Source organism: Aquimarina besae (assembly GCF_042434905.1).
Classification (GTDB): domain Bacteria; phylum Bacteroidota; class Bacteroidia; order Flavobacteriales; family Flavobacteriaceae; genus Aquimarina.
Map to the genome: position 1 here is coordinate 3,042,589 of NZ_CP170199.1, position 24,805 is coordinate 3,067,393.

Consider the following 24,805-nt stretch of genomic DNA (forward strand, 5'->3'; position numbering starts at 1 on the left):
AAACACCCGTCTAAAATTTTTATGAAATTTTAGACGGGTGTTTTATACATTGTTATTTTCTAATGAAACTTATAACGTGTGATGATACTTTTTAATTTGTTTTTTAAATCTTCTCCAGAATCATACACCATCTGTTCATTCGTAGGAAACTGAACAGCCTGTAATCCCAGATAACGAATTAAATCATCATCTAAAGCTCGTTTATCACCATTGTAGTTTGCATAGACATGTTCAAAAACATAAGTGCTTGATAATGGAAAAGCATCTAGTAACTGTTTGGTATTAAGATCTCGATATTGAACATTACCTACCACTTGTGCTTCTTTGAATTGTATAAACTCATAATATTCACATCTTACGGTGACCATTTTGTCTACTTTGATTTTATTACCTTCTTCATCACGAACAAATTCGTCATTCTCGTCAAGTAAGTATTCCCAGCCATCTTTAACTTGTTTCTCTCTCTCTAGTTGTCTTTCTCTTATCTGTTCTGGTGATATATTGATTTCTCTAAAAGAAACTTCCATCTGGTAATCATATTTTACAGAACGTTGCGGTTCACTATGATATACTGTCCAAAGATCATTCAGTCCATAAGTGCTAAAATTTAATAAATCATTTTCAAGTCTTCTAGGTATAATAACATCTGTTTGATTTTTCAGGCTTACTTTTACAAAGTCGGTTCCTTTAAAATGAGCTTCTTCAATTAGCTCTTTTGTGTTTTTGTAACCGGGACTTATTTTATTAAGATATACCAAATCATCATAGACCTTGCGATAATCTGTTTTTCTTGAAGCATTGGTTAGTAATGATTTCGCGTTATTAAATAAATAGGTGGTTAAATTCTCTTTTGTATTCAATATTTGTTGGTCATAATTCTCAAAAGTAAAATTAGCATTACGTCCTTGTTCAACGTGATAAAGCGGCAGCAATGGGCGTATTCGTTCTTGTCTCTTTTTTAATGTATTGTAACTGTTATAAATTCGCTCTAAATTGGCAGGATTTCCTTCTTTTTCCAGAAATGAAACAGCATTTAAATCCCGTTCTACAGCTTTTGCAAAGGCTTCCTCTAAGATAAGAATGTAATCTTGTCTTCCTTTTTTGTTTTTGTTTCCTCTTAGTTTATTGATAGAGGTATTGATCGCCTGATCATAGTTTCCGGTATTTAGTGCAGTAAATGTTTTTTTCTTACTACCACAAGAACTTATAAATGCTGTAGTAAGGAATAAAAGTAGAACTCTTTTCATAGTGTAATCAGTTTGGGGTACTAGTATTCAATTTTGGTGCCAAAAGGTACTAAAAAAACCTCAAAGAAGATTATTTTGAGGTTTTTGGGAACTTAAAGCGATGATAGTTTTTATTTTTTAAATACCGGTAGCAATTTGGTGGATACTTCTCCAAACCCTATTCGGACACCATCTTTTTCACAATGACCTCTCATAATAACGGTGTCATTGTCTTCAATAAATTTACGGCTTCCACCTTCATTAAGTTGAACGGGTTTTTCTCCTCTCCAACTAAGTTCGAGCATAGATCCATAAGAATCAGGAGTTGGACCAGAAATGGTTCCGCTGCCCATCATATCTCCAGAGTTAACAGGACATCCATTTATCGTGTGATGTGCTAGTTGCTGAGACATATTCCAATACATATGCTTAAAATTACTTTTGCAGACTATAGTCTCCTTAGCTTTTTCAGGTTGGATCGCAACTTCCAAATTTATGTCGAAACTTTTATTTCCCTTATATTGTAAGTAGGGAAGTTGCTCTTTTAAGGGTTTAGGTCCGGCAACGCGATAAGGTTCTAAAGCATCTAAGGTTACAATCCAAGGAGATACAGAAGACGCAAAGTTTTTGGCTAAGAAGGGGCCAAGAGGAACATATTCCCATTTTTGAATATCTCGTGCACTCCAATCGTTCAATAAGACCAGACCGAATATGTAGTCTTCGGCTTCTTCTATTGGAATGGGTTCTCCCAATTGATTAGCATCTGTGGTAATAAACGCCATCTCTAATTCGAAATCAACTAACCTTGAAGGTCCAAAAATCGGTTTTTCTGTTCCGTTGATTAATTTCTGACCCTGAGGGCGATGTACGGGAATCCCTGAGGGTATGATAGAGCTACTGCGACCGTGATAGGCAACAGGTATGTGTAGCCAGTTTGGAAGCAATGCATTATCAGGATCCCTGAACATAGTTCCTACGTTAGTAGCGTGTTCGATGCTACTATAAAAATCGGTATAATCACCAACTGTTACCGGTAGTTGCATCTCTATTTCATCTAATGTAAACAGTACAATTTTACAGTGCTCTTTATTTTTTTTCAACGTATCGTTTTCGGCATCAAAGATTTCGGCAATGCGATTACGAACTAATCTCCAGGTTTTTTTTCCGTCAGAGATAAAATCATTTAATGAATCCTGTAAGAAGATGTCATCCGTTAACGGAATTCCATCAAAATAACCAAGTTGATGCAATGCTCCTAGATCAATAGCGGTATTCCCAATTCTTGTTCCTATAGTTATTACGTCGTCTCTGGTAAGAAAAACACCAAAAGGAATATTTTGAATTGGAAAATCTGTTTGAGCAGGAGTTTTAATCCATGTTTTTCTATTTGGGTTATTTGCGGTTATGGGCATTATCTTTTTTTTAATCAGTTGTTGGTAGTTCTTATGATCAAATATATAATTTTCGAACGTTTTACCTATTTTATTTCTGTGAAAGTTAACCAAAAAATGTGATATTTCTAATTGTGAAGAAAATGTTCATATTTATTAGGATTCCATCAGCTTATTTTATGGAATGTTTCTATTTTTGACATCATTATTATAATAAAAATAACATGCAACGCGACGAACAAATTTTTGATTTAATTCAGGACGAAAAAGAGCGTCAGATTAATGGATTAGAATTGATCGCTTCAGAGAATTTTGTAAGTGAACAAGTAATGGAAGCAGCTGGTTCTGTACTCACCAATAAATATGCAGAGGGCTATCCCGGTAAACGTTATTACGGGGGCTGTTCTGTAGTAGATGTAGTAGAACAAATTGCGATCGATCGCGCTAAAGAATTGTTTGGTGCTGAGTATGCTAATGTCCAGCCGCATTCTGGATCACAGGCCAATACAGCAGTATATCACGCCTGTTTGAAACCAGGAGACAAGATTTTAGGTTTTGATCTTTCTCACGGAGGACATCTAACACACGGATCACCGGTAAACTTTTCTGGTAAATTATACAATCCGGTATTTTATGGAGTAGAGAAGGAGACGGGAAGATTAAACTATGATAAGATTCAAGAAATTGCTACATCAGAAAAGCCACAATTGATTATTGCTGGAGCGTCTGCATATTCCAGAGAGATCGACTACAAGAGATTTAGAGAGATTGCAGATAGTGTGGGAGCCATTTTATTAGCAGATATCGCACATCCTGCGGGATTAATAGCTAAAGGAGTCATTGCTGATCCGGTTCCTCATTGTCATGTAGTAACCACAACCACTCATAAAACACTAAGAGGTCCAAGAGGAGGACTGATCATTATGGGTAAAGATTTTGAAAATCCTTTTGGAATCACCTTAAAAAATGGTAAAAAACGTATGATGTCCTCTTTATTGGATAGCGCCGTATTCCCTGGAAATCAAGGAGGACCGTTGGAGCATATTATTGCGGCCAAAGCGATTGCATTTGGAGAAGCATTAACCGATGAGTTTTTACACTATATTATTCAGGTTAAGAAGAATGCAGCAACCATGGCAGAAGCATTTGTACAAAAAGGATACGAAGTAATTTCTCAAGGTACGGATAATCATATGATGTTGATTGACCTTAGAAATAAAGGCGTAACCGGAAAACAGGCAGAAGAAGCATTAGGAGTTGCCGAAATCACCGTTAATAAGAATATGGTACCATTTGATGATAAGTCTCCCTTTGTAACTTCGGGAATTCGTATCGGTACGGCGGCAGTGACCACACGTGGGTTGAAACAAGACGATATGTTAGCCATTGTAGAGCTGATTGATAGAGTGATCCAAAATGTGGAAAACGAAGAGGAATTGCATAATATCGCTAATGATGTAAATGCTATGATGGCTGATAAACCATTATTTGTAGCCTAACGATTTTCAAATATATAAAATGTGATGCGTGACTTATGGTCACGCATTTTTGTTTGTAAGTGTTTAGTAATTCACAGATATTGCTTTGATTTCAGATGGAATTTGTACTATTTTTAAATCAGAAAATAAAATGTAATCATCGAATTAAATATTTATAAATCATTGCGTTTAAGAAGTGTTGACGTAAATAAGTTAGCTGTAATTTAAAAAACGAATTGGAATCCTAAATACTGTTTTTTGATCCGAATTCGTTACTTTTAAAGTCAAACATCTTTTGTAACCCTAAATATATCTACTTTGAAGATTAAAAAATTCTGGAAACGAATTTTGATACTACTAATTTTAACTCCGATTTTAGTAATAGGAGGGATATTACTATATATTCAGAGCAACCAATCCGAAATTATTCAAGGTGAGATCGCAACGTTAAATAAAGAGCATAAAGCCCTTATTAAGGTTGGGAAAAGCGAATTATCTCTTTTTGGCAACTTTCCGTATATCTCCATCAAAGTATATGATGTAAAAATATTAGAAACCAAAGCAGATGATGCACCCGTCATTATGGATGTAAAAGATATCTATATTGGTTTTAATCTTTGGGATATGGTGAAAGGAAATTATGATATCCAATCTTTGGTGGTAGAAGAAGGCGTTTTTAACATAGTGATTCACGAAAATAACACTACAAATATTCAAAACTCTTTAGCCGGTACTTCTGAAACAGAATCATCTTCTACCAATATTCATCTCAAAAAAATTCGATTTAAAAGTCTAGATGTCCATACGTTCGATGAAGCTACAAATACAGATGTCGAAAAATTCATGTATGCAGGTACAGGTGGTTTTAGTCAAAAAGACAGTATCATTGCTGGTCATATCGACACCCATTTTGAGCTAAATGTTATCAAAGACGGCGATACTACCTTCATCCATAATAAACATTTTGAAGTCCATACAGACTTGGTGTTTAATGAATACACAGGCATTCTGGACATACAACCTTCTAGTATCGTGATGGAAAATGGTGATTTTGAACTTGAAGGTTCTATAGACACAAAGAATGATGTAGATCTTGACCTTTCTATAGAGGGGACAAAGCCCAATTTTGATATGTTAATAGCTTTTGCTCCCACAGATGTCATTCCTGTATTAGAAAAATACAGAAATGCCGGAGAAATTTATTTTAATGCTAAAATCGAGGGGCCGGCAAACAAAGGAAATAGGCCTTTTATCCTTGCTAATTTTGGAGCTGGAAAGGCTTTTTTAGAAAATACTAAAAAAGCTAAGAAGATAGATAATATGGGATTCAATGGTTATTTTACCAATGGTGAAAATAGAGATGCGAGTACTATGGAGTTTTCGCTAACCGACATGACAGCCTCTCTAGAAAAAGGAGAGTTCGAAGGTTCTATTTTTGTAAAGAATTTTGAATCCCCAGAAGTAGATATGCAAATCAACTCTAATTTTAATCTGAATTTTATCGTAGATTTTTTTGAGTTAGAACAGGTACAAGATCCGTCGGGAGAGGTATCGCTAAAGATGAATTTTCACGATATTATTGATATTGATCATCCCGAAAAGGCCTTAGAAAAACTCAATCAAGCATATTTTACAGAATTGATCGTAAAAGATTTAAGTTTCGATGCCAAAGAACTTCCTGCTGCGCTGCACGATTTGAATGTACATTTAGTTATGAATGGAAAAGAAGCATCGCTACATCGATTTGAAATGGTAATGGGCAATTCTGATCTATCTGTAAATGGTTTTCTATCGGACTTACCTGCCATTGTACATCATACCAATATACCGGTAGAAGCCCATTTGGATATTACTTCTAAGTATTTAGATATTGCAGAATTAACAGGTTTTTCAAAACAGGACACTATCCAATCCGGTTTGGATGAACAAATAAAAGAGCTAAGCCTAGGACTTTCTTTTAAAACTTCTGCAAAAGATTTTATCGAGTCTAAATATTTGCCAAAAGGTGAATTTTTTATCGATAGTTTGTATGCAGACTTAAAGCACTATCCGCATAAACTACATGATTTTCACGCCGATGTGTTAATCGATGAGAAGGACCTTAAAATAGTAGATTTTACGGGATATATAGATGATAGTGATTTTCATTTCGATGGATTAATACATGACTATGCTTTTTGGATGCAGCCTCAACTTAACGGCGATGTGGATTTAGATATCAATCTCAGTTCTGATAAGTTACGACTAGAAGATGTCTTTTCTTATAAGGGAGAAAATTATGTTCCTAAAGAATATAGACACGAGGAATTTGATGATTTAACATTGCACTTTGTCTCTAGTATGCATTATAAGGATTCGTCTTTGCATTCAATTGATTTGACTTTAGACAAACTGGATACAAAAATGAAATTACATCCGCTTCGATTCAATAATTTTAGAGGAAACATTCATTATGAAGATGAACATGTAGTGATAAAAGATTTTCACGGCGAGATTGGTGCCACCAATTTTAATTTTGATTTAAATTACTATCTAGGAGAAGATCAACAAATAAAGAAAAGGGATAATTACTTTGCAATAAAAGCGAATTATATAGATTATGACGCACTTTTCAATTTTAAAACGAGCCCGGCAAAATCAACCGAGGTTGTAACTACAAAAACCGAGGATGTAAAGGAACACGCAGAAGCCTTTAATTTATATGAATTGCCATTTACAAATATGCAGTTTAAGGCGGATGTTTCTCATTTTATATACCATAGAATAGATCTTCAAAATATTAAAGCAGCAATGAGAACAACACCCGATCATTACATTTATGTTGATACGCTGCATATGGATGCAGCCGGAGGAAATATTCGATTGCGAGGATATTTTAACGGTAGTGATCCAAAGCATATTTACATGCAACCAGATTTGGTAATGAACAATGTTGATTTGGATAAATTATTGTTCAAATTTGAAAATTTTGGGCAAGATCATCTGGTTTCAGAAAATTTACAAGGCAAATTGACCTCTAAAATTAAGGGTAAGATTAGAGTATATCCAGATATGGTGCCAGACCTTGATCAATCTATCATAGAAATGGATGTAAAAGTATTGAACGGACGATTAAAAAATTATGATCCTATGCAGGCACTCTCTGATTATATGGGAGATAAAAACCTGCAAAATATTCGATTTGACACTTTACAAAATAGCTTAGATATAAGGAAAGGAAAAATTAATATTCCCGCTATGAGGATCGAGTCTACTTTGGGGCATATAGAATTGTCAGGGACGCATGATAGTGATCAAAATATTGACTATTATTTACGTATTCCTTGGAAAACAGTAAGAAAAGCTTCCTGGCAAAAATTATTTGGAAACAAAAAGGATACAATTATTAGTTCAGAGCGCGAAGATGAAATTGTAGAACTGGATCCTAACGAAAGAATAAAATACCTTAATTTAAAAATAAAGGGAAGTATAGATGATTATAAGATTTCTTTAGGTAAGAAAAAAGAAAAGTAAGTTGTGAAGGATGATTTCCGTGTGTGTTGTAAAATAGATGGTAAATGATGTTTTTAGAAAAAAAAATTACGATAAAGTATTGAAAACGAATAGTATAATATATGTGCTCTCGCTTTAATTTGTATATTTTTCTATAATCTGCTTACCCATAATAAATAATAGTATTTTATCCATAGAACATTAGTAACGATTGGATGTATTGTAATAGTTGACGAAGCCATTGAAGAAGTTTTTTGTATTGTCTTAAAATGGCAATCATAATATTCGACTAATAATGAGTCCAAGAGATTTAAGGCTCAATTCTAGACATCCGGAAATCGAAGTCATAAATTTGGAAAATAAAATTTATGAAAAGATACATTACGAATATAAAACCATTCCTTGAGATTGATAGGGTATAAAAAGTATATTTATAATAGCATCAATGAAAAAGCAGTAAGTCCAGTATCTTTAAAGTTCACAAAAACACTAAGACATGGAAACTGAACTGACTGCCCAATCAAATTTATACATTGGTATTGATATTCACAAGCGAAGTTGGAAGATACATTGCTCCACTGATTTATTTTCTGGTAAATCGTTTACGATGCCTCCTAAGCCAGAGGTTTTATTAGAATATGTTACTAAACATTTTCCAGATTACAGGGTTACAACTGCTTACGAAGCTGGCTGTTGTGGTTACTATGCCCATCGAAAATTTGAGAGTTATGGTTGGAATTCCTTAGTGGTAAACCCAGCAGACATTCATCGAAAAGGCAAGGAGAAATATACAAAAACAGATAAAATAGATGCCCAACTGATTAGTAGAGAATTAAAAGATGGAAGACTAGAAAGTATTCATATTCCTGAATTAAAACAGGAACATCTTCGGAGCCTTTTTAGAAGGCGTAATGATTTGGTTAAGGATTATAGACGCGTAAAGAGCTATATAAAAATGCAATTATTATATTTTGGTATTCCTATTCCTGAAGAGTTTGATAATGATCATTGGAGTCATAAATTTCGTTATTGGGTAGATGGAGTTGTTTTTAGATATTCTACAGCTCGTGAGACCTTAGATAGTAGGATGCGTTATTTTAGATTTATAGATAAAGAAATACGAGATGTATCCACTAAACTACGAGCTTATTGCCGCAAACATTATAAAAAGGATTATTATTTGTTGAGGAGTATCCCTGGTATTGGAGGTATTGTAGCTTGTGGTATTATAAGTGAATTAGGGGATTTACGTCGTTTTAACAGTATTAAACATCTAGCAGGTTATGTTGGGTTAGCTCCTGGTATCCATCAAAGCGGAGACCATCAAAGGAGTAGTGGAATCACAATGAGAGCCCATCGATTGATGCGGAGCTATTTTATAGAAGCCTCATGGCAGGCTATACGTACAGACCCAGTAATGCAGGGCTATTATCGTAAACATTTAGGCAAAAACGTAAAGACAATAATCATTAAGGTGGCTCGCAAATTATTGAGTCGAACCTTAGCAGTAATCAAAACAGAGATACCTTACTCTGTAGGAGTCATAGAATAATTAACAGATAACAAAGCTCACAAAGAAGTAGTAAAGCCTGTATCACAAAACAACGTGGGTGAATCAGTATCATTGATATCACATTTTTATAGCAAGTGAACAGGTTTATTATAGCTTATAATCATACAGATGCTGGTGACGGCTCTAGAAGCTGATCACATATAGGATGCGGAGCAAGTTATAAAGTATTTAAATGTTGACAATTTGCAACAAAAGGAAGAGAATTGCCAACATTTAAACACTTCAAAGTAATCATTATGAGATAATTAAAATATAAATATTAACTTTGAAAAACTGAGCTAGTGCTTTTCATAGGATCAGTTGTTAGGGATTATATATATGACATGAAAATCCTCAAAAAGATATTTTCCGCTTCGGTATCTCCAAAATACATATTTCCAAAAGAAACTTCTGATGGGAAAATTGAGATGCTTGATAATAGAATAATTTGTACTGGCGATTACGGTATCCACAGCTGTGAAGTGAATATTAACAATCTCCAATATGCTTATATCGTAATAAATAGAAATAAGGAATCGCTACTTTTTTTATTTGATTTTCATCAAAACTATTTGCCAACAAACTATTCGGGATTTAAGCAAATATATAATAGCTTATCTGATAAATTAGGATTTGACGATCAAACATTTTTTAATAATGTATACAAAAAGGAGGAGACCAAGAAAGAAATATGGAGAAAACTACATCCTAGCAACTTTAAGATACTCCAAGAACAATATGCGGATTATGGGTTAGGTTTTGAAATACTTTCTCCTGAAAAAGATTTTATTTATTGGGATACAACCTATGATGAATTAAGAAGAAACCCAAATGTATCCATAGAAGAGTCTCCATATAGACAAAAAATCTTAAAATTTACATACCCCGTTCGAATAGGTAACTTAGTGTTAAAAGACTTTGGTTATTATGTTGATACTAGCAGGACTGATGTACCAGTGCTTCATTTTTATACGCATTGCATTGATTCTAGCAATTCAGATAAAAGTTATTACAAAATCAAGAAGAGATTCATCAAAGATTTTAAACCTGATCATCAAATACCCGGATATGAAAGAGATGATCAAAATAGCATATCTTTTAAGGTCAATGACATATTGTTTTCACTTGTATATACTTATGATAGTGATTGGCAATTTAATGGGGGATATACCTCGTTTTCTGTTAGAAATCAAAGAGAATATACCGATTTGTTAATTGATAGATCATATGAATCTATTATCGAAATTAGTTCGTATTTAGAGTTTTCTGATCGGGTAAGAACGTCGGGTGATTACAAAAGGAACAATAGGGTAAAACGTAGACCTTCTATATTAGAATCGAAGAAACCGATGATTTGGATTGACGATAGAAATTCTAGGATTGGTTTTGCCGACCAATCCTACTCTCAAACCTTTAAAAAGGATACCATAAAACAGTTTACCATTCAAAATATACTTCCTGCAAAGGGTGCTGGGGGCGCGTATTTAGAAATTAATTTTAAGGATAACTCCAAAATTTATTCGGTACTAAATGGAGCGTGCTCAGTATTTGATGCTTATAAAGAACGAATAGAAAAATTAACTGGATTAGAAGTTAAAATAGCACCAGAATATCACGACTGTTAGGTATGAATACTGATGATATCTTAGATTGTTTTTTTGACTCAGCTTTATTAGTATGCTTTTTTTTCTTTTAAAAAAGATCCTTTCTTATTAAAAAGAGCCGTAATCAGGATGATAAAAGATCCAATCATTATAGAAACATCTGCCAAATTAAATATTTCTGTTTTAATGATACCCCAATTCACAATCATAAAATCAGTAACCGATCCGTGGATAATCCGGTCATAAAGATTTCCAATACCACCGCCAATAATACAGGTAAAACCAAAGATTGTTTCCTTAGAGTAACCTGTATTGGTTAGAATCAATCGTAACAAGATTAGCAAAACAACTACTGGAACTATTTGTAAGAAGATAATTTTTAGTACAGGAGCCAAATCAGCCCCCAAGCTATAAGCAGCACCGCTATTTTCTAGTTTAGTCAAAACAAAATTATTTTGAAAAACGTCAATTTTCTCATTAGGAGCAATGGTTTTTCTTACAACAGTCTTTGATATTTGGTCACATCCAATATTTACAAGTACCAAAGATAATATGAGTAACACTCTTATTTTTCCAGTTATTTTTTTCATATACTATTAATAACGATGTAATTTTTAGCTTGTAGCAATAAGAACTTACTTATTTCTAAGTGTCCAGTAATTTTGGTAGTCTGATAATTGATAAGCTTTATCGTAGGATGTTTTGTTGATTGTATTATTTTCATTAGCATCATAATCTATCAATATTTTCCAGAAACCATTTTCTAGTTGTAATAAAACATGAAATTGGCCATAAGAATATTCGGTTTCCCCTTGATCATTTTTATAAGTGACTCTGTAAATACCACGATCAGATACTATTGAATCCGAAGTAATTCTTTCGAATAGCCTAAAATGGATAGGTGAAGCTTTTTTCTTGGGATCATTCCATCGTTTTTTATATCCGGCTAAATATTCTTTTACGCTTCTAATCTCTCCGCCTTCACCACCCGATATTCTGATCATTTTTTTACTATGAATGGATTCAAATAATGTAAAATCTAACTTTTGGAAAGCTTCAGAAAAGTTGCCATACATATCCTGATTGATCTTTTGGTGGAATTTTTCGTCTTGAGCTGACAAAAAAAATACACAGCCCAAAACAAAAATCATAAAAAGTTTTTTTGTTGTTGCCCGCATAACTATTTCAGTTTCTGATATAACACACAAGATACTAAATCCGGATAACCAATTAATTTAGGGTGTTTAAATATCTTAACCTTGGTCATTCCAATTTTCTTCATTACAGCAATGGATTTTAGATTAATTTTCGATGCCACAGAATAAATAGTATCTAAACCGATTGTGTGAAACCCAAAATCCAAACATGCTTTAGCACCTTCAGTTGCATATCCTTGATTCCACACACTTTTTTTTAATCGCCAGCCGATATCTACAAATGATGGTTTATCTTTTAAATAGGTCTGTTCACAGAGACCAATAAAACCAATAAATTCTTTAGATTCAAGAATGTCTACTGCAAAATAACAAAACCCATTTTTATCAAATTGTTTTTGCATTCTTAGTATCAACTCTTTAGTATCTTCTCTAGAAGGTTTAAAAGGAAAAAACTCCATCACTTCACCATCGTTATTCATTTCGGCTAGAGGACTGAGATCATCCAGTGTCCAATTACGGAAACCAAGTCTTTTAGATTGAAATAGGTATTTGCTCATATTGATTATTAAAATTAATTCTAATTGAGAGTAAAGATTATCATTAAATTCCTTAAAAATCGTAATTGTACTATATCATTAAAATTAAGCGATATTCACATAATACTAGAAGAAAAGACAGAACGAATTGTAGCTTTATAATTTAAGAATAATATTTGGTTGTGAGTTTTATAAAGAATGGAATAAAAATTGATAATCTATTAAAAATTCCAGAGGGATGATAAAATTAGAAAAAGGTGTTTGGTTGTATCTTTTTATACTATTAATTGCAACTTATATTATCCAGATTTTTGTAATAACTCAAGGTGGAGAAAACTATGAGTATTTTCAGGTTTTTATCGGATTATCAATGTTCTTTCCAGGTATTGGAGCCATTATCTATTTAATAAAGACTAAAAAAGGAATTAAATATATAAATTGGAAGTTGGGAAAACCTTTATATATTCTGTATAGTTTATTGGTGCCTTCTATAATTACTTTGATAAGTATTTGGTTTTTCGAAAAAATAGGCTTGGGAACAAACAATGCATTTTCATTTAGTTACGGAAAGATAAATGCTATCCAAATTCCTTTATTACTAGGCACTGATATACAGAGTGTACCATTTTTTATTTTAAACTTTATACTATCGGGAATTGGTTTCTCTCTTATTATAAGCTTGTTAACGATAGGCGAAGAGGTAGGATGGAGAGGTTTTCTTCAAAAAAAGCTATTAGAACAGAATGGTGTAGTTAAATCGTTAGTATTTTTAGGATTAGTTTGGGGATTCTGGCATTTTCCTTTAATAATTAATGGAATGAATTATCCTGAATATCCCATTTGGGGTGCGTTTCTTCTGTTTCCATTAACTACTGTTTGCATATCATTTTTTATGGGATGGTTGACTATCAATTCAAATAGTGTGTGGCCTGCTGTTTTTGTTCACGGGGGAATTAATTCTATTATGATCGTTTTATTTGAAATGGATTTTGGCGAGCATAAGTTTGTAGCAAATTTTGCAATTCTTGGAATATGGGCAATCGTTGGTTTTTTATCCTATATTTGGATATCACACAAGCATAAAATAAGCAGTATTACTCGTATTAGTAATAATTTATTGGGCTAACAAAAAGATGAGAAAAATTCTATTAGTTATTTTATTTTCGACATTTCAATTCGCAGGATATACTCAAAATAAAAGATACACTTCTCTTTCTGAAGCAATGAAAGTTTCTGATAAAGTAAAATGGTTTCATCCAAACTGTGAAGAATTCGAAAGCTTTCCTTTTGAAATAGAAAAACTATCAAATCTAGAATCTCTGTATTTAACCAATTGTAATATAAATGAGATTCCAAATGTGATCACCAAGTTTTCGAACCTTACACTTCTTAGTTTAAAATATAATAATATTAATTACCTGCCTCCAGAATTTAATCAATTGGATGAACTATCAGTGCTTAATTTGAGAGGCAATAAATTTAGAGTTTTACCAGAGGTATTGGTCGAGATGTCCAATTTAAGAGAACTAGATTTATCCGAAAATCCAGCGCTTCATTTTTTACAAGCTAGTAGTGTTTTATCAGGGATTAAGAATTTAGATTTTTTATATTTAAGTGGTAACAATTTGAAAGAAATTCCAGTTTCTTTATCAGATCTCAATAAACTGCAAGAGTTACATTTAAAAAATAATCCCGAACTTGATGTGAAACAAGCATTTGATGTTTTGTCAAAAATTAAATCACTTAAAATTTTGGCATTATCAGATAATCACCTCAAAATGCTTCCGGAAAATTTGGACACTTTAGAAAACCTTGAAGGCGTTATGTTGGACAATAATCCCGAGCTTTTGATTGAAGATTTACTAGATAAACTAAGGTCTTTGCCAAATTTAAAAGTTTTGTTACTTAGAAATAATGGTTTGCAGAAGTTACCTAAAAATTTAAAGGGATTTTCATCACTTAAAGTCCTGGAACTAAGTAACAATAATTTTTCAGAAAAAGAACAACAGCGTATTCAAGAAGCTTTAACTGATACGAAAATAATTTTTTAGTTATAACACAACTACTTCCAAAAACTATCGAATAGAATAATAAAAATAATTGTTATTTCAATAATTTTAAAGAAGACACTTAAAAACAATATTTTTAGTCAACTAATTATTTTCGTCAATTAAGAAAAAGAGCGATGTAATTAAAAAAGAATTTACTCATAGTATAATATAATTTGTTGTCTTTTAGAAGGGATTGATTTCTGAAAGATTATATTTTAATTCCCATCCACCTCAAAAGACGTACTTTCATATGCTCCGATATCCGGAGCAGCTGTATTTCTGGGTATTCCTAAAATATCGTTTCCGGATGTTGGAGTAGTAGCTTGCCCATTAGCAGCAGAGTCTTCTCCAATATTTAGCATATTATCAAAAGGAGCTTTAAAATCCGGATCTTCGTTAAGAATCACATTTTCGTATAAACCAGTATTCGTAAAATCATATAATTCATTATCCAAAAACTGACCATTAAAGTCATTAAACCGGATTAAACAATTTTTGAAGTTGTAATTAAAAACAATACCATCGGCATCTGCTTTATTGATGCCTAATTCCAGATTTTCATTACCATAGATGATACAATTCGTAAAATTAGCTTCTAATAAGTCTGTTACAAGAATTTCTGTAATATTTCCGCCTTCATCTCTAACAGTAAAGAAATTATCTATGGTAACAGATGGAGTATCCCTAAAACTGGTATTCCAATAATTAGCAAATGTGCAGTGGTTAAAATTGTAGGTACCCCCAAAAGAAGCGTATAAAGAAGTTTGCCCAGAGTTATTTATTACTAGGTTTTCCCCAAGAATATTAGCCGTACGGCCTAGTAATCCGATATTAGCACTGTTATAGATTTGCGAATTTCTAATAGTTAGTGTAGGATCTGTACCGCCGTCATTAGAATCCATTAATATACCCACGGTCGCATTTTTAATAGTTGCGTGATTGATCATATGACCTGTACTACCGGCTGTGAGCCAAATAAATCCCCATTGACCGGGAATATCACTAAATCCGGGTTCTAATCGATCACTTTCAAAAATCACTTCATTTTCCAGAGTTTCAGGATCTGTACTAATTTCTCCATTAACCAACAATGTCGAATTATTGGCAGCAATAATTCCGGATCGATCGTGGAAATGTATTCTTGCTCCTGCTTCAATAGTTAACGTCCGATCTGGTGGGATAGCAGCAAATCCATAGATGACATAAGGTTTCTCATTAGTAAACGTGAGTTCGTCATCTTCTAAGAAGAACCCTTCGATCCGAATTTCTTCCATATTATCATCCACTCCGAGAAGTAGTGTTTCTACCATTCCCTCATCATCTCTGGATGGAAATAAAAACACAGCATCTTTAACCAGTGTTACTAAATCCACATCTTGTTGGCTTCCGCTAGGATCAAAAAGGACACGATCTGTATATAAAAATTCTAAGTCACCGGTTTGTTGCGTAATATCAGTGGTAGTTTCTACAAAAACAAAAATACTGTCTTTGGCAAGTACCTGTATGTTTTCAAACGATTTGCCGGGAATTCCATCTACATTTAATCGATAATTAGAATTTTCTCCTCTCTCCAAAGCTATGGAAGGTATATTCAGATCATTATCTGTGCGATTATATACTTTAAAACTATAGGTGCTAGAACCGATATTTGTGAAAACTGTATCTAAAAATAGTGTATCTGTAGAGAATTCTAAATTACCTGTACTGGGATCTGCTTCAAAATCTTTACGGCACGAACTCCATAAAACTATAACTGCAAGCAAGACAAGAGATGATAAATAACGCATTATTTAATTGCTATGTTTATTAAAATATGACCAATACCTTGTATAAAAGAATAACATCTTTTTTTAAAAGTATATAGATGGAATAAATGTATAACTTTTTAATCACTACTAATATTGCTTTTTTAATAAAAATTTGACTAGACTATCCTTTCTGTAAGAGGTAAAACATTTGTACATTTGTTTTTCTAATTTAATATGCCAACATAATAATCTCTTATGAGTACATATGATGTAGCCGTAATCGGCTCTGGTCCTGGTGGATATGTAGCAGCTATTCGTTGCGCACAACTGGGAATGAAAACTGCAATTATAGAAAAATATTCAACACTTGGTGGAACTTGTCTTAATGTTGGGTGTATCCCAAGTAAGGCACTATTAGATTCTTCTCATCATTATGAGCACGCTGTAAAACATTTTTCGGATCATGGAATCGAGATTCCGGGAGATGTAAAAATCAACCTGGAGAAAATGATAGCGCGTAAGCAAACTGTGGTAGATCAAACCTGTGATGGCGTTAGTTTTCTGATGAAGAAGAACAACATAGATGTGTTTGAGGGAATTGGATCTTTTAAGGATTCGACAAATATCAATATCACTAAAAATGATGGTAGTACAGAAACCATCGAAGCAAAAAATACCATTATAGCTACTGGGTCTAAACCATCTTCATTACCTTTCATAACTATTGACAAGAAACGAGTTATTACTTCTACAGAGGCATTAAAATTAAAAGAGGTGCCGAAGCATTTAGTGATTATCGGTGGAGGAGTCATAGGCCTAGAATTAGGACAGGTGTACTGTCGATTAGGTGCAGAAGTTTCTGTAGTAGAGTATATGGATAGAATTATTCCGGGAATGGACAAAGCACTATCCAGAGAATTACAGAAAGTTATGAAAAAACAAGGTGTTAAATTTTATACTTCTCATAAAGTTACTGCTGTAAAAGCAACTGCAAAACAAGTTACTATTACAGCTGATGATAAAAAAGGAAATCCGGTTGAATTCAAAGGTGATTATTGCTTGGTTTCTGTAGGACGTCGTCCGTTTACAGATGGATTGAATGCTGAAGCTGCTGGAGTGAAACTTACCGATAGAGGACAGGTAGAAGTAAATGATTACTTACAAACTTCGGTGAATAATATATATGCTATAGGTGATGTCGTAAAAGGAGCGATGTTAGCACATAAAGCAGAAGAAGAAGGTGTTTTTGTTGCAGAAGTTTTAGCAGGACAGAAACCACATATTGATTATAACCTGATTCCGGGAGTTGTATATACCTGGCCAGAAGTTGCAGCCGTAGGTAAAACCGAAGAAGAACTACAAGAAGCCGGGGTGAAATATAAATCCGGACAATTTCCGTTTAGAGCACTAGGTAGATCAAGAGCTAGTGCAGATTTAGATGGTTTTGTAAAAATATTGGCTGATGAAAAAACTGACGAAGTTCTTGGGGTTCATATGATCGGAGCTCGTTGTGCTGATTTAATTGCCGAAGCTGTAACTGCTATGGAGTTTAGGGCGTCTGCAGAAGATATTAGTAGAATGTCACACGCGCATCCTACATTTACTGAAGCCATTAAAGAAGCTGCATTAGCAGCTACAGATAATAGAGCATTGCACGTATAGTTTTCATAAAACAACGATAAAATAAAAAAGCGAACCGTTAAGGTTCGCTTTTCTTTGTTTACAAATATGGTGAACATTAGTTTACATTACTTCCAATATTACCTTGTGCAACAATAGTAGCAAGTTCTGTAGGACTTAAATGAACATTGATGTATCCATCATATGCAATTAGTCCTTCGTAGGTAATAGCGGTTTCATCATCAAGTTGAGTTACTGTAGTTGTACTCAACCCGGTATCACCATCAATATTTGTCAAGGTGATGGCAATTCCTCCGCCCGTTGCGGCATCATTCATATGAATGTGCATAGGATGATCACCACCAGCAGGAGTATTTGAAAGTGCTACCGTAATTTCTGTAGTAGTATCGTTTATTTTGGTAAAAGTAGCTGTTCCGGAAATCATGGAACCATCTACTTCGGCTAATGTATAAGTTGTGAATTCAATGGTGTTTCCACCGTCATCGTCATCACTACAATTGGTAAATAAAAATGGTACGATCAATAATAATAACAGTGTTTTTTTCATAATTGTTAGTTTTAAAAGTGAATAATAATTTTATTACTATAGTTGAAGATACAAATATGTAAGAGAAGTTGCGTCTTTAAATCATAATGTTTTGTTAACATGTGTAAAACACTTTTTATGTTTGGAAACTATAAGTTCTCAAGCTTATTTAGTACCTCGGTCTTATAGTTTCTACTAATAGGGATAGATTTATTACTTAAAATTAACTCTTCATTAGAAAATGAATCAATTTTTTTAATAGATATAATGTATGAGCGATGTGTCCTCATAAATTGCTGAACAGGTAATTTAGCCTCGATATTACTAATGGTTTCTCTTGTTACAATAGTTTCAGTATTGCAATGAATTTTGAGGTAATCATTATAACTTTCTACATAAATTATTTCTGAAAAATCTACTTTCTTCATTCTTCTATCGGATCTAACGAAGATGAAATCATTTGATTTTATTTCTTCAGCTTTTGCAGGTAGGACTTTATGGTGTATTTCGAAGTAATTATTTACAGCGTTCAGAAGACGTTCAAAAGAAATCGGTTTAAGTAAATAATCTACCGCGTGTAGGTCAAAACCATCAATGGCATATTCCCTATAGGCAGTTGTAAAAATGATTTTGATCTCTTTATTGATGGATTTAGCAAAAGAGATTCCAGATATTTCGGGCATATTGATGTCCAGAAATATGAGATCTACTTGTTGAGAATTGATATAATTAAAAGCTTCCAGAGCATTACTACATCTAGCGATTATTTCGATACGATCAATCTTTGATAAGTGATCTGCGATGATATCTCTAGCTGTAGGTTCATCATCTATTATAATGCACGATATTTTAGTGTTCATAAGTAGGTGTTTTTAAATTTTTGATGGTTAACTCTACAATGTGCCAATTCGTATTTTTCGAAATTTTAAGATCGTAATTATCATTATATACTAAGGATAGTCGTTTTTTGATATTACTTAATCCAATACCATTGTTATCTTTTGATGCTGATGGTTTATTATGGATTGAATTTTTTACTCTAAAGTAGAGTTGACTTTCGGTACACTGTAAACAGATATCTATAGAAAGTTTTTGATCAACAATTTTGCCGTGTTTAAAACTGTTTTCTACAAAAGGAAGTAATAACATTGGCGCTACTTCAATAGTATTATTTATATTTTCAAAATGTAACGTAATATCAAGTACATTGCTAAATCGCATTTTTTCTAAAGCTACATAATCCTCAATATGATTTATTTCTTCAAGCAGAGAAACCAAAGGCTTATCAGACTGATATAAAAGATAATCTAAAAGATTTGATAATTTAAGGATCATTTCTGGAGTGTCTTCTGATTTTTGTAGAGCATATCCATATAACGTATTTAATGTATTAAACAAAAAATGGGGGTGGATTTGCATCTTGAGATAGTTCAATTCTTGTTCTTTAAGTTTTAGTTGAGCCTCGAGAATTTTGGTTTTTAGCGCTTGGTTCGCAGTTGTTGATTTATAGTTATGTTTAGCCAGACTCAACGCACAGGCAACAAAGACAACAAAGTATACAGCAACAAATAGAAAAAAAGGACTACGAGTCATTGGAGCCATTCCTTCAAATTTTAAAGAAGATAAAAATATGAGGCCGTAAAAAAATGAAATAACGATGAAATATGCCGAAATAATAACCGTATATAAACAATACAATGCAAATAAAAGATATTTTTCATTGATTAAATACTTTGGTATCAATAGGTTTGTAACCGAATAGGTTGTTCCTATAGTTACTGGCATAAGAAACAAAGAGAAGGAAAAAACATAATTGATGTCTTCTGTATTATATCCAAAAAAATACGTGTAGCCGAATAAGACCACTACCCAAAAGATTGTGTGCAATAGAAAAGTTGCAGCTTTTTTAAGAATAAAATCCTTTGAAATCATAATGAGGTACAATATCTGCAATTTTTGTTTTTCAAACATTATTTTTGGACGAATAACCGGATTAGAACTCTTTTTAGCAATATTGGATCTATATCTCCATAAAGCGCACAGAATCGGTTAAAAGCATTGTGTAATTAGTAAGTGAACGAAAAAAAAATAACACCCAAATATTAGAAATTACTTTTGAATAAGTTTAATTCAAAATAATAATAAATTATGATATCACTAAGTATGATTCCACTACGACAACCATTACTTTTCATGCAGTTTTTTCAGAGATTAGAAGAAGGAGGATTTTTTTTTATGTTTCCTATTTTAATGATGCTTTTACTGGTTTTGTTTCTGATCGTACGAGCTGTAATAGTGCTGAAAAAGGGCAAATCTCAGTTAGATAAGAATATTAAACTATTAAATTCTGTTGGTCTTTTAACATTGGTTTGGGGAATGTTAGGTCAGCTAATCGGTATTGTTGGAATGTTTGATCAGGTAGAAGCGGTAGGAGACATATCAACCGCCATGTTTGCCGGAGGTCTAAAGGTTTCAGCGCTTCCACCAATTTTTGGTTTTTGTGTATTTATAATTTCCAGGGTAGCTTCTATTGTTTTTACTTGGATTCAGAAAGAAGAAATGTAGCAACTCTTTGTACTCTTTGTTTATTCAAATTTCACTATTACAGTTGGTGAATAAAATGAACTTATAATCCTAGACTTCATTTTGGAAAACCTTTTAAAACTAGGTGATAGGAATTAATCAATTCCTTATGAATCATGTTACTATAATATGAGATGGTTTTCTGATTTTCGTATAAAAATTTCATTAAAAATATAAAGATGAAAAAAGTAATAATAGCTCTTTTGATAGGGACTACAATACAAGCACAGACATTTAATAAGGCAAAAATAGACAGTTTGTTTGATCTTGTCGATAAGAACAATAAAGGGATGGGAAGTATTTCTATATTTCAGAAAGGAAATGAAGTATACCATAACTCCATTGGATATGCCGATATAAAAAATAAAATAGAATCGAACCAAAATACTAAATATAGAATTGGTTCTATAACTAAGACTTTTACTGCAACCTTGATCATGCAGTTGGTGGATGAAAATAAATTAAGTCTGGATACTCTCTTAAGCGAATATTTTCCTCAAGTACCTAATGCAGGTAAAATTACAATAGAGCATCTATTAAGGCACCGAAGTGGTTTGTTTAATCTAACAGAAGACGAGGATTTTATGAAATGGATGTTGGTTTCAAATACTAGGGAACAAATGATGGATAGGTTGGTAAAAAAGGATGTCGATTTTCAACCCGATGAGAAAACAGCATATTCTAATACCAACTATTTATTACTTTCCTATATCGCAGAAGAGATTGAAGGCAAAACCTATGCGGAGATTCTAGAATCAAGAATCATAAAGCCTTTAGAATTAAATAGAACTGCCTATGGAGCAAAAATTAATACAAGACAAAATGAAGCATTATCCTATGTTATGGAAGATTCTAATTGGCAATTAATAAAAAATGAAACACATATGAGTGTTCCGGTTGGTGCGGGTGCTATAGTATCGACACCAACAGAATTAAATGTTTTTTACCATAATTTATTTTCAGGAAAATTGGTAAATAAAGCTTCCTTAGAAAAAATGATGGATACTTCTAGTGGAATGGGAATTGGGTTAGGAGGTGAAACCTTTTTTGATAAACAAGCATATGGTCACAATGGAAGTATTGATGGGTTTCAATCACTTACCTTGTATTTGCCGAACGAAAACCTATCAATTTCATATTTAGGTAATGGAATTGTTATGTCGCCAAATGAGTTTGTTGTCAATGTTTTAAAGAGTTATTATGATAAAGACTATCAACTTCCGGAGTTTAAAGAACCATTAAAGCTAAAAACAGAAGAGTTAGATATGTATTTAGGTGTTTATACTAGTCAGTCATTTCCTTTTCAGATAACAATTACAAAAAAAGATACTGTGTTAATTGTAGATGCCAAAGATGGGCCTACATTTCCATTGGTTTGCTACATAAAAGATGGATTTAAATCCGATAAAGCTGGAGCAACCTTAAATTTCCTGCCTGATCAAGACAAAATGATTTTAGAACTAAATGGAAATAAGGTATATTTCAAAAAGAAATAAGCTCAAGTATTATAACTCTCTATTTTTAGATACAGAAATTAAAATAGAGAGGTTTGATTAATTCTTATGCGTTCCATCACAGTAAGGAGGATTACTTGTTAATTTACAAGTGCATAAAAAAGCCTTTTTTTCTTCTTCTACAGAAAAAATCATAGGAACCCCGCCTTCTTTCTTATGTGCTCCATTACAAAACGGCTGATTCTCACTATAACCACAACTACACCAGGCATAGTTTTTATTCTTTTCTAATTCAATTCCTACAGGTTCATTACCAGCTCTTTTTGGTGTACTCATAATTTGTATATTTTGATTCTAAAATACTACAAAAAGCATTTAGATTGAAAACAAATTGGCAAGTGAATGTTGTTATGATTCTGGCTTTATTAGATACGCGCTAATATTAATAAATACGATCTCAGCTGGCATGTACTTCGATCAGTCTTTGATGTGTATCCCTTTTACAATATTTCCTGATACGATAATTACGATTTGATCTATTTTATTTATGCTGGCCAAGTGTTTGGTAATTAGCAATCTCGAGTTAAAATTGATCCAAATTTTGGCGCTACGACATTCAAAAAAGGTTATTGTTTTATCAATCGTTTTTGAACCTTACTGGTGCCAAAGTCCAGAATAAGATGATATATCCCAGCCGATAGATGAGAAATATCCATTATTGTTGTATGATTCGTCAAGTTTTCTATATGAGTTCTTTGAATTACACGACCCATCATATCAACGAACTGTATTCTCGTTAAACCGATATCACTCTTGTTTAATATGGTAATGTTTTTATTAGATGGATTTGGATAAATAGATACTAATTTATTTAATGGCTTATACTCGTTTATTCCTAGTGTTACATCCTGAACTGTAATATCTCCTAAAATAGACCATCCACCTATTAAAGCATTATTTGCATCCCATTGACCATCAATGACGGTCATTTCATTAGAGAAGAGAATATAGGTGTTTCTGGCATCTAATCCCCAAGGCTCATTTTTAGCCATATCCGCATCTGGTTGAATGAGCCGTACTGCTAATCTGTAATCACCAGTGGATACAGTTAACGGGCTAGATAAAGTAATGGTTTGTCCAGTATCGTCTAATATAGAGGTTAAGTCATAGGCAACATCAAATACCTGTGCCGACTGGTTGTTTTGATCGATTAAGGCAAATTGTAGATCCCAGTTATAATACATTGGCGCAACTCCAATATTAGAAATGGTAATATCTATAGCTAGATTATCAGTATTATTAAGGGTTTCTGAGAATAAAGCGGATTCGATCTGGAAGTTATATCCCATTTTTCGGTGCATTGCCAAAAATCCTGAACATCTTGAACCATTAGGGTCGTTAGCACAAGGCCGCTCATCGCTGCCAACTTTCATTGTAGAATAATGGCCCGTTTCTATCATGTTCATGCCGGTTGAGGTTTCGTATAGTGCTGTCATAAAACCATCGCTATCATTAATAGGAGGAACTTCGCCTCCTACGGGTCCTTGACGCCATTTGTTTCCTAGTTCAATAGCATCGTCAAACTCGTCACTGTGTCCGTTGTTGGGAACAAAAAAGTCATTGTGAAACCCTATACTACTGGTAGAAGATAAAGGCTCTCTCCAGGGATAGCGACCCATTAATTGTTTATTAGAAAAGTTGCTTTTGTAGGTATTAATTATTTCTGTTTTGGCTGTTTCAGAAATATCAAAATTAGGATCGTCATAACTAAAGGTATGCCATTCTCCCCAATATCCTAAAATCCCTAACTGAATGGCATATATTCTTGGATCATCATTATAACGAGTAGCTAATGCTGTTATGGCTTCTATAGCTTGACTTATGTAATTACTGTCATTATAATCAGTAATATACTTACCGCCGTATTGTAACCTAGCTACTCCTATATCATTATAAAGCCAAGCTGGACCTGCATCAGATGTTTGTTCTGAACCAAACCAGTCAGCATACAGTCTTAAAATAACATGTCTTCCTTTAGATCCCGGTCTATTGATAACGTCTTCTACAGCATCGTAATTAAAATTATCATTGGTAGGTTCAAAATCTTTCCATTTTAAATATTGGAATCCAACCGATGCAATATCATAGCTATCCCACCAACCAGAATTCCAGCCTTTTAAAGGGTTTTTATCTGGACCATCCGTTTTAGGATAGGTGTGACTAATTTGATTTTGACCAAAAGTCTTGGTTTGAACTAAGATTACAAAAAGTAAGAGGGTAATTAACTTTTTCATGAGGTTAAGAGTTTACGAGTATTGGTGTTTTTTCTAAAAGGATATAAACATCCACATAGAAAATAATGATCA

The 24,805-nt window shown here is 33.1% G+C and carries 20 protein-coding genes; 9 read left to right on the plus strand and 11 right to left on the minus strand.

What is annotated here, in order from left to right:
• Nucleotides 1–59 precede the first annotated feature (59 nt).
• Both ACE94K_RS13325 and fahA read right to left on the minus strand, forming a co-directional pair.
• On the minus strand, nt 60–1,247 hold the full coding sequence (locus ACE94K_RS13325) for a hypothetical protein (RefSeq protein ID WP_378173028.1): 1,188 nt from the start codon (nt 1,245–1,247) through the stop codon (nt 60–62).
• A gap of 110 nt (nt 1,248–1,357) precedes the next feature.
• Entirely contained in the window at nt 1,358–2,638 is a 1,281-nt protein-coding gene (gene fahA, locus ACE94K_RS13330; protein WP_378173030.1) for a fumarylacetoacetase, read from the minus strand.
• Nucleotides 2,639–2,841: 203 nt separating this feature from the next.
• Here fahA and glyA point away from each other — a divergent pair, with 203 nt between their 5' ends.
• From glyA to ACE94K_RS13350, 4 genes are all read left to right on the plus strand, one after another.
• The gene (gene glyA, locus ACE94K_RS13335) at nt 2,842–4,116 is read left to right on the plus strand and encodes a serine hydroxymethyltransferase (RefSeq protein ID WP_378173033.1); all 1,275 of its coding nucleotides are present in this window, start codon (nt 2,842–2,844) and stop codon (nt 4,114–4,116) included.
• 297 nt (nt 4,117–4,413) lie between these two features.
• Nucleotides 4,414–7,608 (plus strand): AsmA-like C-terminal region-containing protein, encoded by a 3,195-nt coding sequence (locus ACE94K_RS13340; protein ID WP_378173036.1) that lies wholly within the window; start codon nt 4,414–4,416, stop codon nt 7,606–7,608.
• 475 nt (nt 7,609–8,083) lie between these two features.
• Nucleotides 8,084–9,139: an IS110 family transposase gene (locus ACE94K_RS13345; protein WP_378172582.1), complete on the plus strand. Its 1,056-nt coding sequence runs from the start codon at nt 8,084–8,086 to the stop codon at nt 9,137–9,139.
• 344 nt (nt 9,140–9,483) lie between these two features.
• The gene (locus ACE94K_RS13350) at nt 9,484–10,764 is read left to right on the plus strand and encodes a hypothetical protein (protein ID WP_378173039.1); all 1,281 of its coding nucleotides are present in this window, start codon (nt 9,484–9,486) and stop codon (nt 10,762–10,764) included.
• A gap of 47 nt (nt 10,765–10,811) precedes the next feature.
• Here the strand turns inward: ACE94K_RS13350 and lspA are convergent, their stop codons facing one another.
• Genes lspA through ACE94K_RS13365 form a run of 3 tightly spaced genes read right to left on the minus strand, consistent with a single transcriptional unit; the run spans nt 10,812 to nt 12,457 of the window.
• A complete protein-coding gene (lspA, locus tag ACE94K_RS13355) occupies nt 10,812–11,333 on the minus strand; it encodes a signal peptidase II (protein ID WP_378173041.1) in 522 nt (173 codons plus the stop codon).
• Nucleotides 11,334–11,378: 45 nt separating this feature from the next.
• Nucleotides 11,379–11,921, minus strand: coding sequence for a hypothetical protein (locus ACE94K_RS13360; RefSeq protein ID WP_378173044.1), 543 nt, complete (start codon nt 11,919–11,921; stop codon nt 11,379–11,381).
• 2 nt (nt 11,922–11,923) lie between these two features.
• A complete protein-coding gene (locus tag ACE94K_RS13365; protein WP_378173047.1) occupies nt 11,924–12,457 on the minus strand; it encodes a GNAT family N-acetyltransferase in 534 nt (177 codons plus the stop codon).
• A 217-nt stretch (nt 12,458–12,674) separates the two neighbouring features.
• On the opposite strand from ACE94K_RS13365, the gene ACE94K_RS13370 reads away from it, so the two are divergent.
• Nucleotides 12,675–13,562 carry a type II CAAX prenyl endopeptidase Rce1 family protein gene (locus ACE94K_RS13370; RefSeq protein WP_378173049.1) on the plus strand — a complete coding sequence of 296 codons (888 nt, stop codon included), beginning with the start codon at nt 12,675–12,677 and terminating at the stop codon, nt 13,560–13,562.
• Nucleotides 13,563–13,659: 97 nt separating this feature from the next.
• Nucleotides 13,660–14,487: a leucine-rich repeat domain-containing protein gene (locus ACE94K_RS13375; protein WP_378173052.1), complete on the plus strand. Its 828-nt coding sequence runs from the start codon at nt 13,660–13,662 to the stop codon at nt 14,485–14,487.
• 215 nt (nt 14,488–14,702) lie between these two features.
• Here the strand turns inward: ACE94K_RS13375 and ACE94K_RS13380 are convergent, their stop codons facing one another.
• The gene (locus tag ACE94K_RS13380; protein WP_378173055.1) at nt 14,703–16,274 is read right to left on the minus strand and encodes a right-handed parallel beta-helix repeat-containing protein; all 1,572 of its coding nucleotides are present in this window, start codon (nt 16,272–16,274) and stop codon (nt 14,703–14,705) included.
• Between the two features lie 216 nt (nt 16,275–16,490).
• On the opposite strand from ACE94K_RS13380, the gene lpdA reads away from it, so the two are divergent.
• A complete protein-coding gene (lpdA, locus tag ACE94K_RS13385) occupies nt 16,491–17,897 on the plus strand; it encodes a dihydrolipoyl dehydrogenase (protein ID WP_378173057.1) in 1,407 nt (468 codons plus the stop codon).
• Nucleotides 17,898–17,973: 76 nt separating this feature from the next.
• Here lpdA and ACE94K_RS13390 read toward each other — a convergent pair whose 3' ends face one another.
• From ACE94K_RS13390 to ACE94K_RS13400, 3 genes are all read right to left on the minus strand, one after another.
• Nucleotides 17,974–18,423: a hypothetical protein gene (locus tag ACE94K_RS13390; protein ID WP_378173060.1), complete on the minus strand. Its 450-nt coding sequence runs from the start codon at nt 18,421–18,423 to the stop codon at nt 17,974–17,976.
• A gap of 128 nt (nt 18,424–18,551) precedes the next feature.
• Nucleotides 18,552–19,262, minus strand: coding sequence for a LytR/AlgR family response regulator transcription factor (locus ACE94K_RS13395; RefSeq protein WP_378173063.1), 711 nt, complete (start codon nt 19,260–19,262; stop codon nt 18,552–18,554).
• On the minus strand, nt 19,252–20,373 hold the full coding sequence (locus ACE94K_RS13400) for a sensor histidine kinase (RefSeq protein WP_378173066.1): 1,122 nt from the start codon (nt 20,371–20,373) through the stop codon (nt 19,252–19,254). Before ACE94K_RS13400 ends, ACE94K_RS13395 begins: the two co-directional genes overlap by 11 nt.
• A 177-nt stretch (nt 20,374–20,550) precedes the next feature.
• Between ACE94K_RS13400 and ACE94K_RS13405 the strand changes: the two genes are divergently transcribed.
• Together ACE94K_RS13405 and ACE94K_RS13410 are read left to right on the plus strand one after the other, a co-directional pair.
• A complete protein-coding gene (locus ACE94K_RS13405) occupies nt 20,551–20,967 on the plus strand; it encodes a MotA/TolQ/ExbB proton channel family protein (protein ID WP_378173068.1) in 417 nt (138 codons plus the stop codon).
• Nucleotides 20,968–21,164: 197 nt separating this feature from the next.
• The gene (locus ACE94K_RS13410; protein ID WP_378173071.1) at nt 21,165–22,481 is read left to right on the plus strand and encodes a serine hydrolase domain-containing protein; all 1,317 of its coding nucleotides are present in this window, start codon (nt 21,165–21,167) and stop codon (nt 22,479–22,481) included.
• A gap of 57 nt (nt 22,482–22,538) precedes the next feature.
• Here the strand turns inward: ACE94K_RS13410 and ACE94K_RS13415 are convergent, their stop codons facing one another.
• Together ACE94K_RS13415 and ACE94K_RS13420 are read right to left on the minus strand one after the other, a co-directional pair.
• Nucleotides 22,539–22,775: a CDGSH iron-sulfur domain-containing protein gene (locus tag ACE94K_RS13415; RefSeq protein WP_378173074.1), complete on the minus strand. Its 237-nt coding sequence runs from the start codon at nt 22,773–22,775 to the stop codon at nt 22,539–22,541.
• Between the two features lie 290 nt (nt 22,776–23,065).
• Nucleotides 23,066–24,733, minus strand: a complete 1,668-nt coding sequence (locus tag ACE94K_RS13420; protein WP_378173076.1) for a DUF4832 domain-containing protein — start codon at nt 24,731–24,733, stop codon at nt 23,066–23,068.
• Nucleotides 24,734–24,805 lie beyond the last annotated feature (72 nt).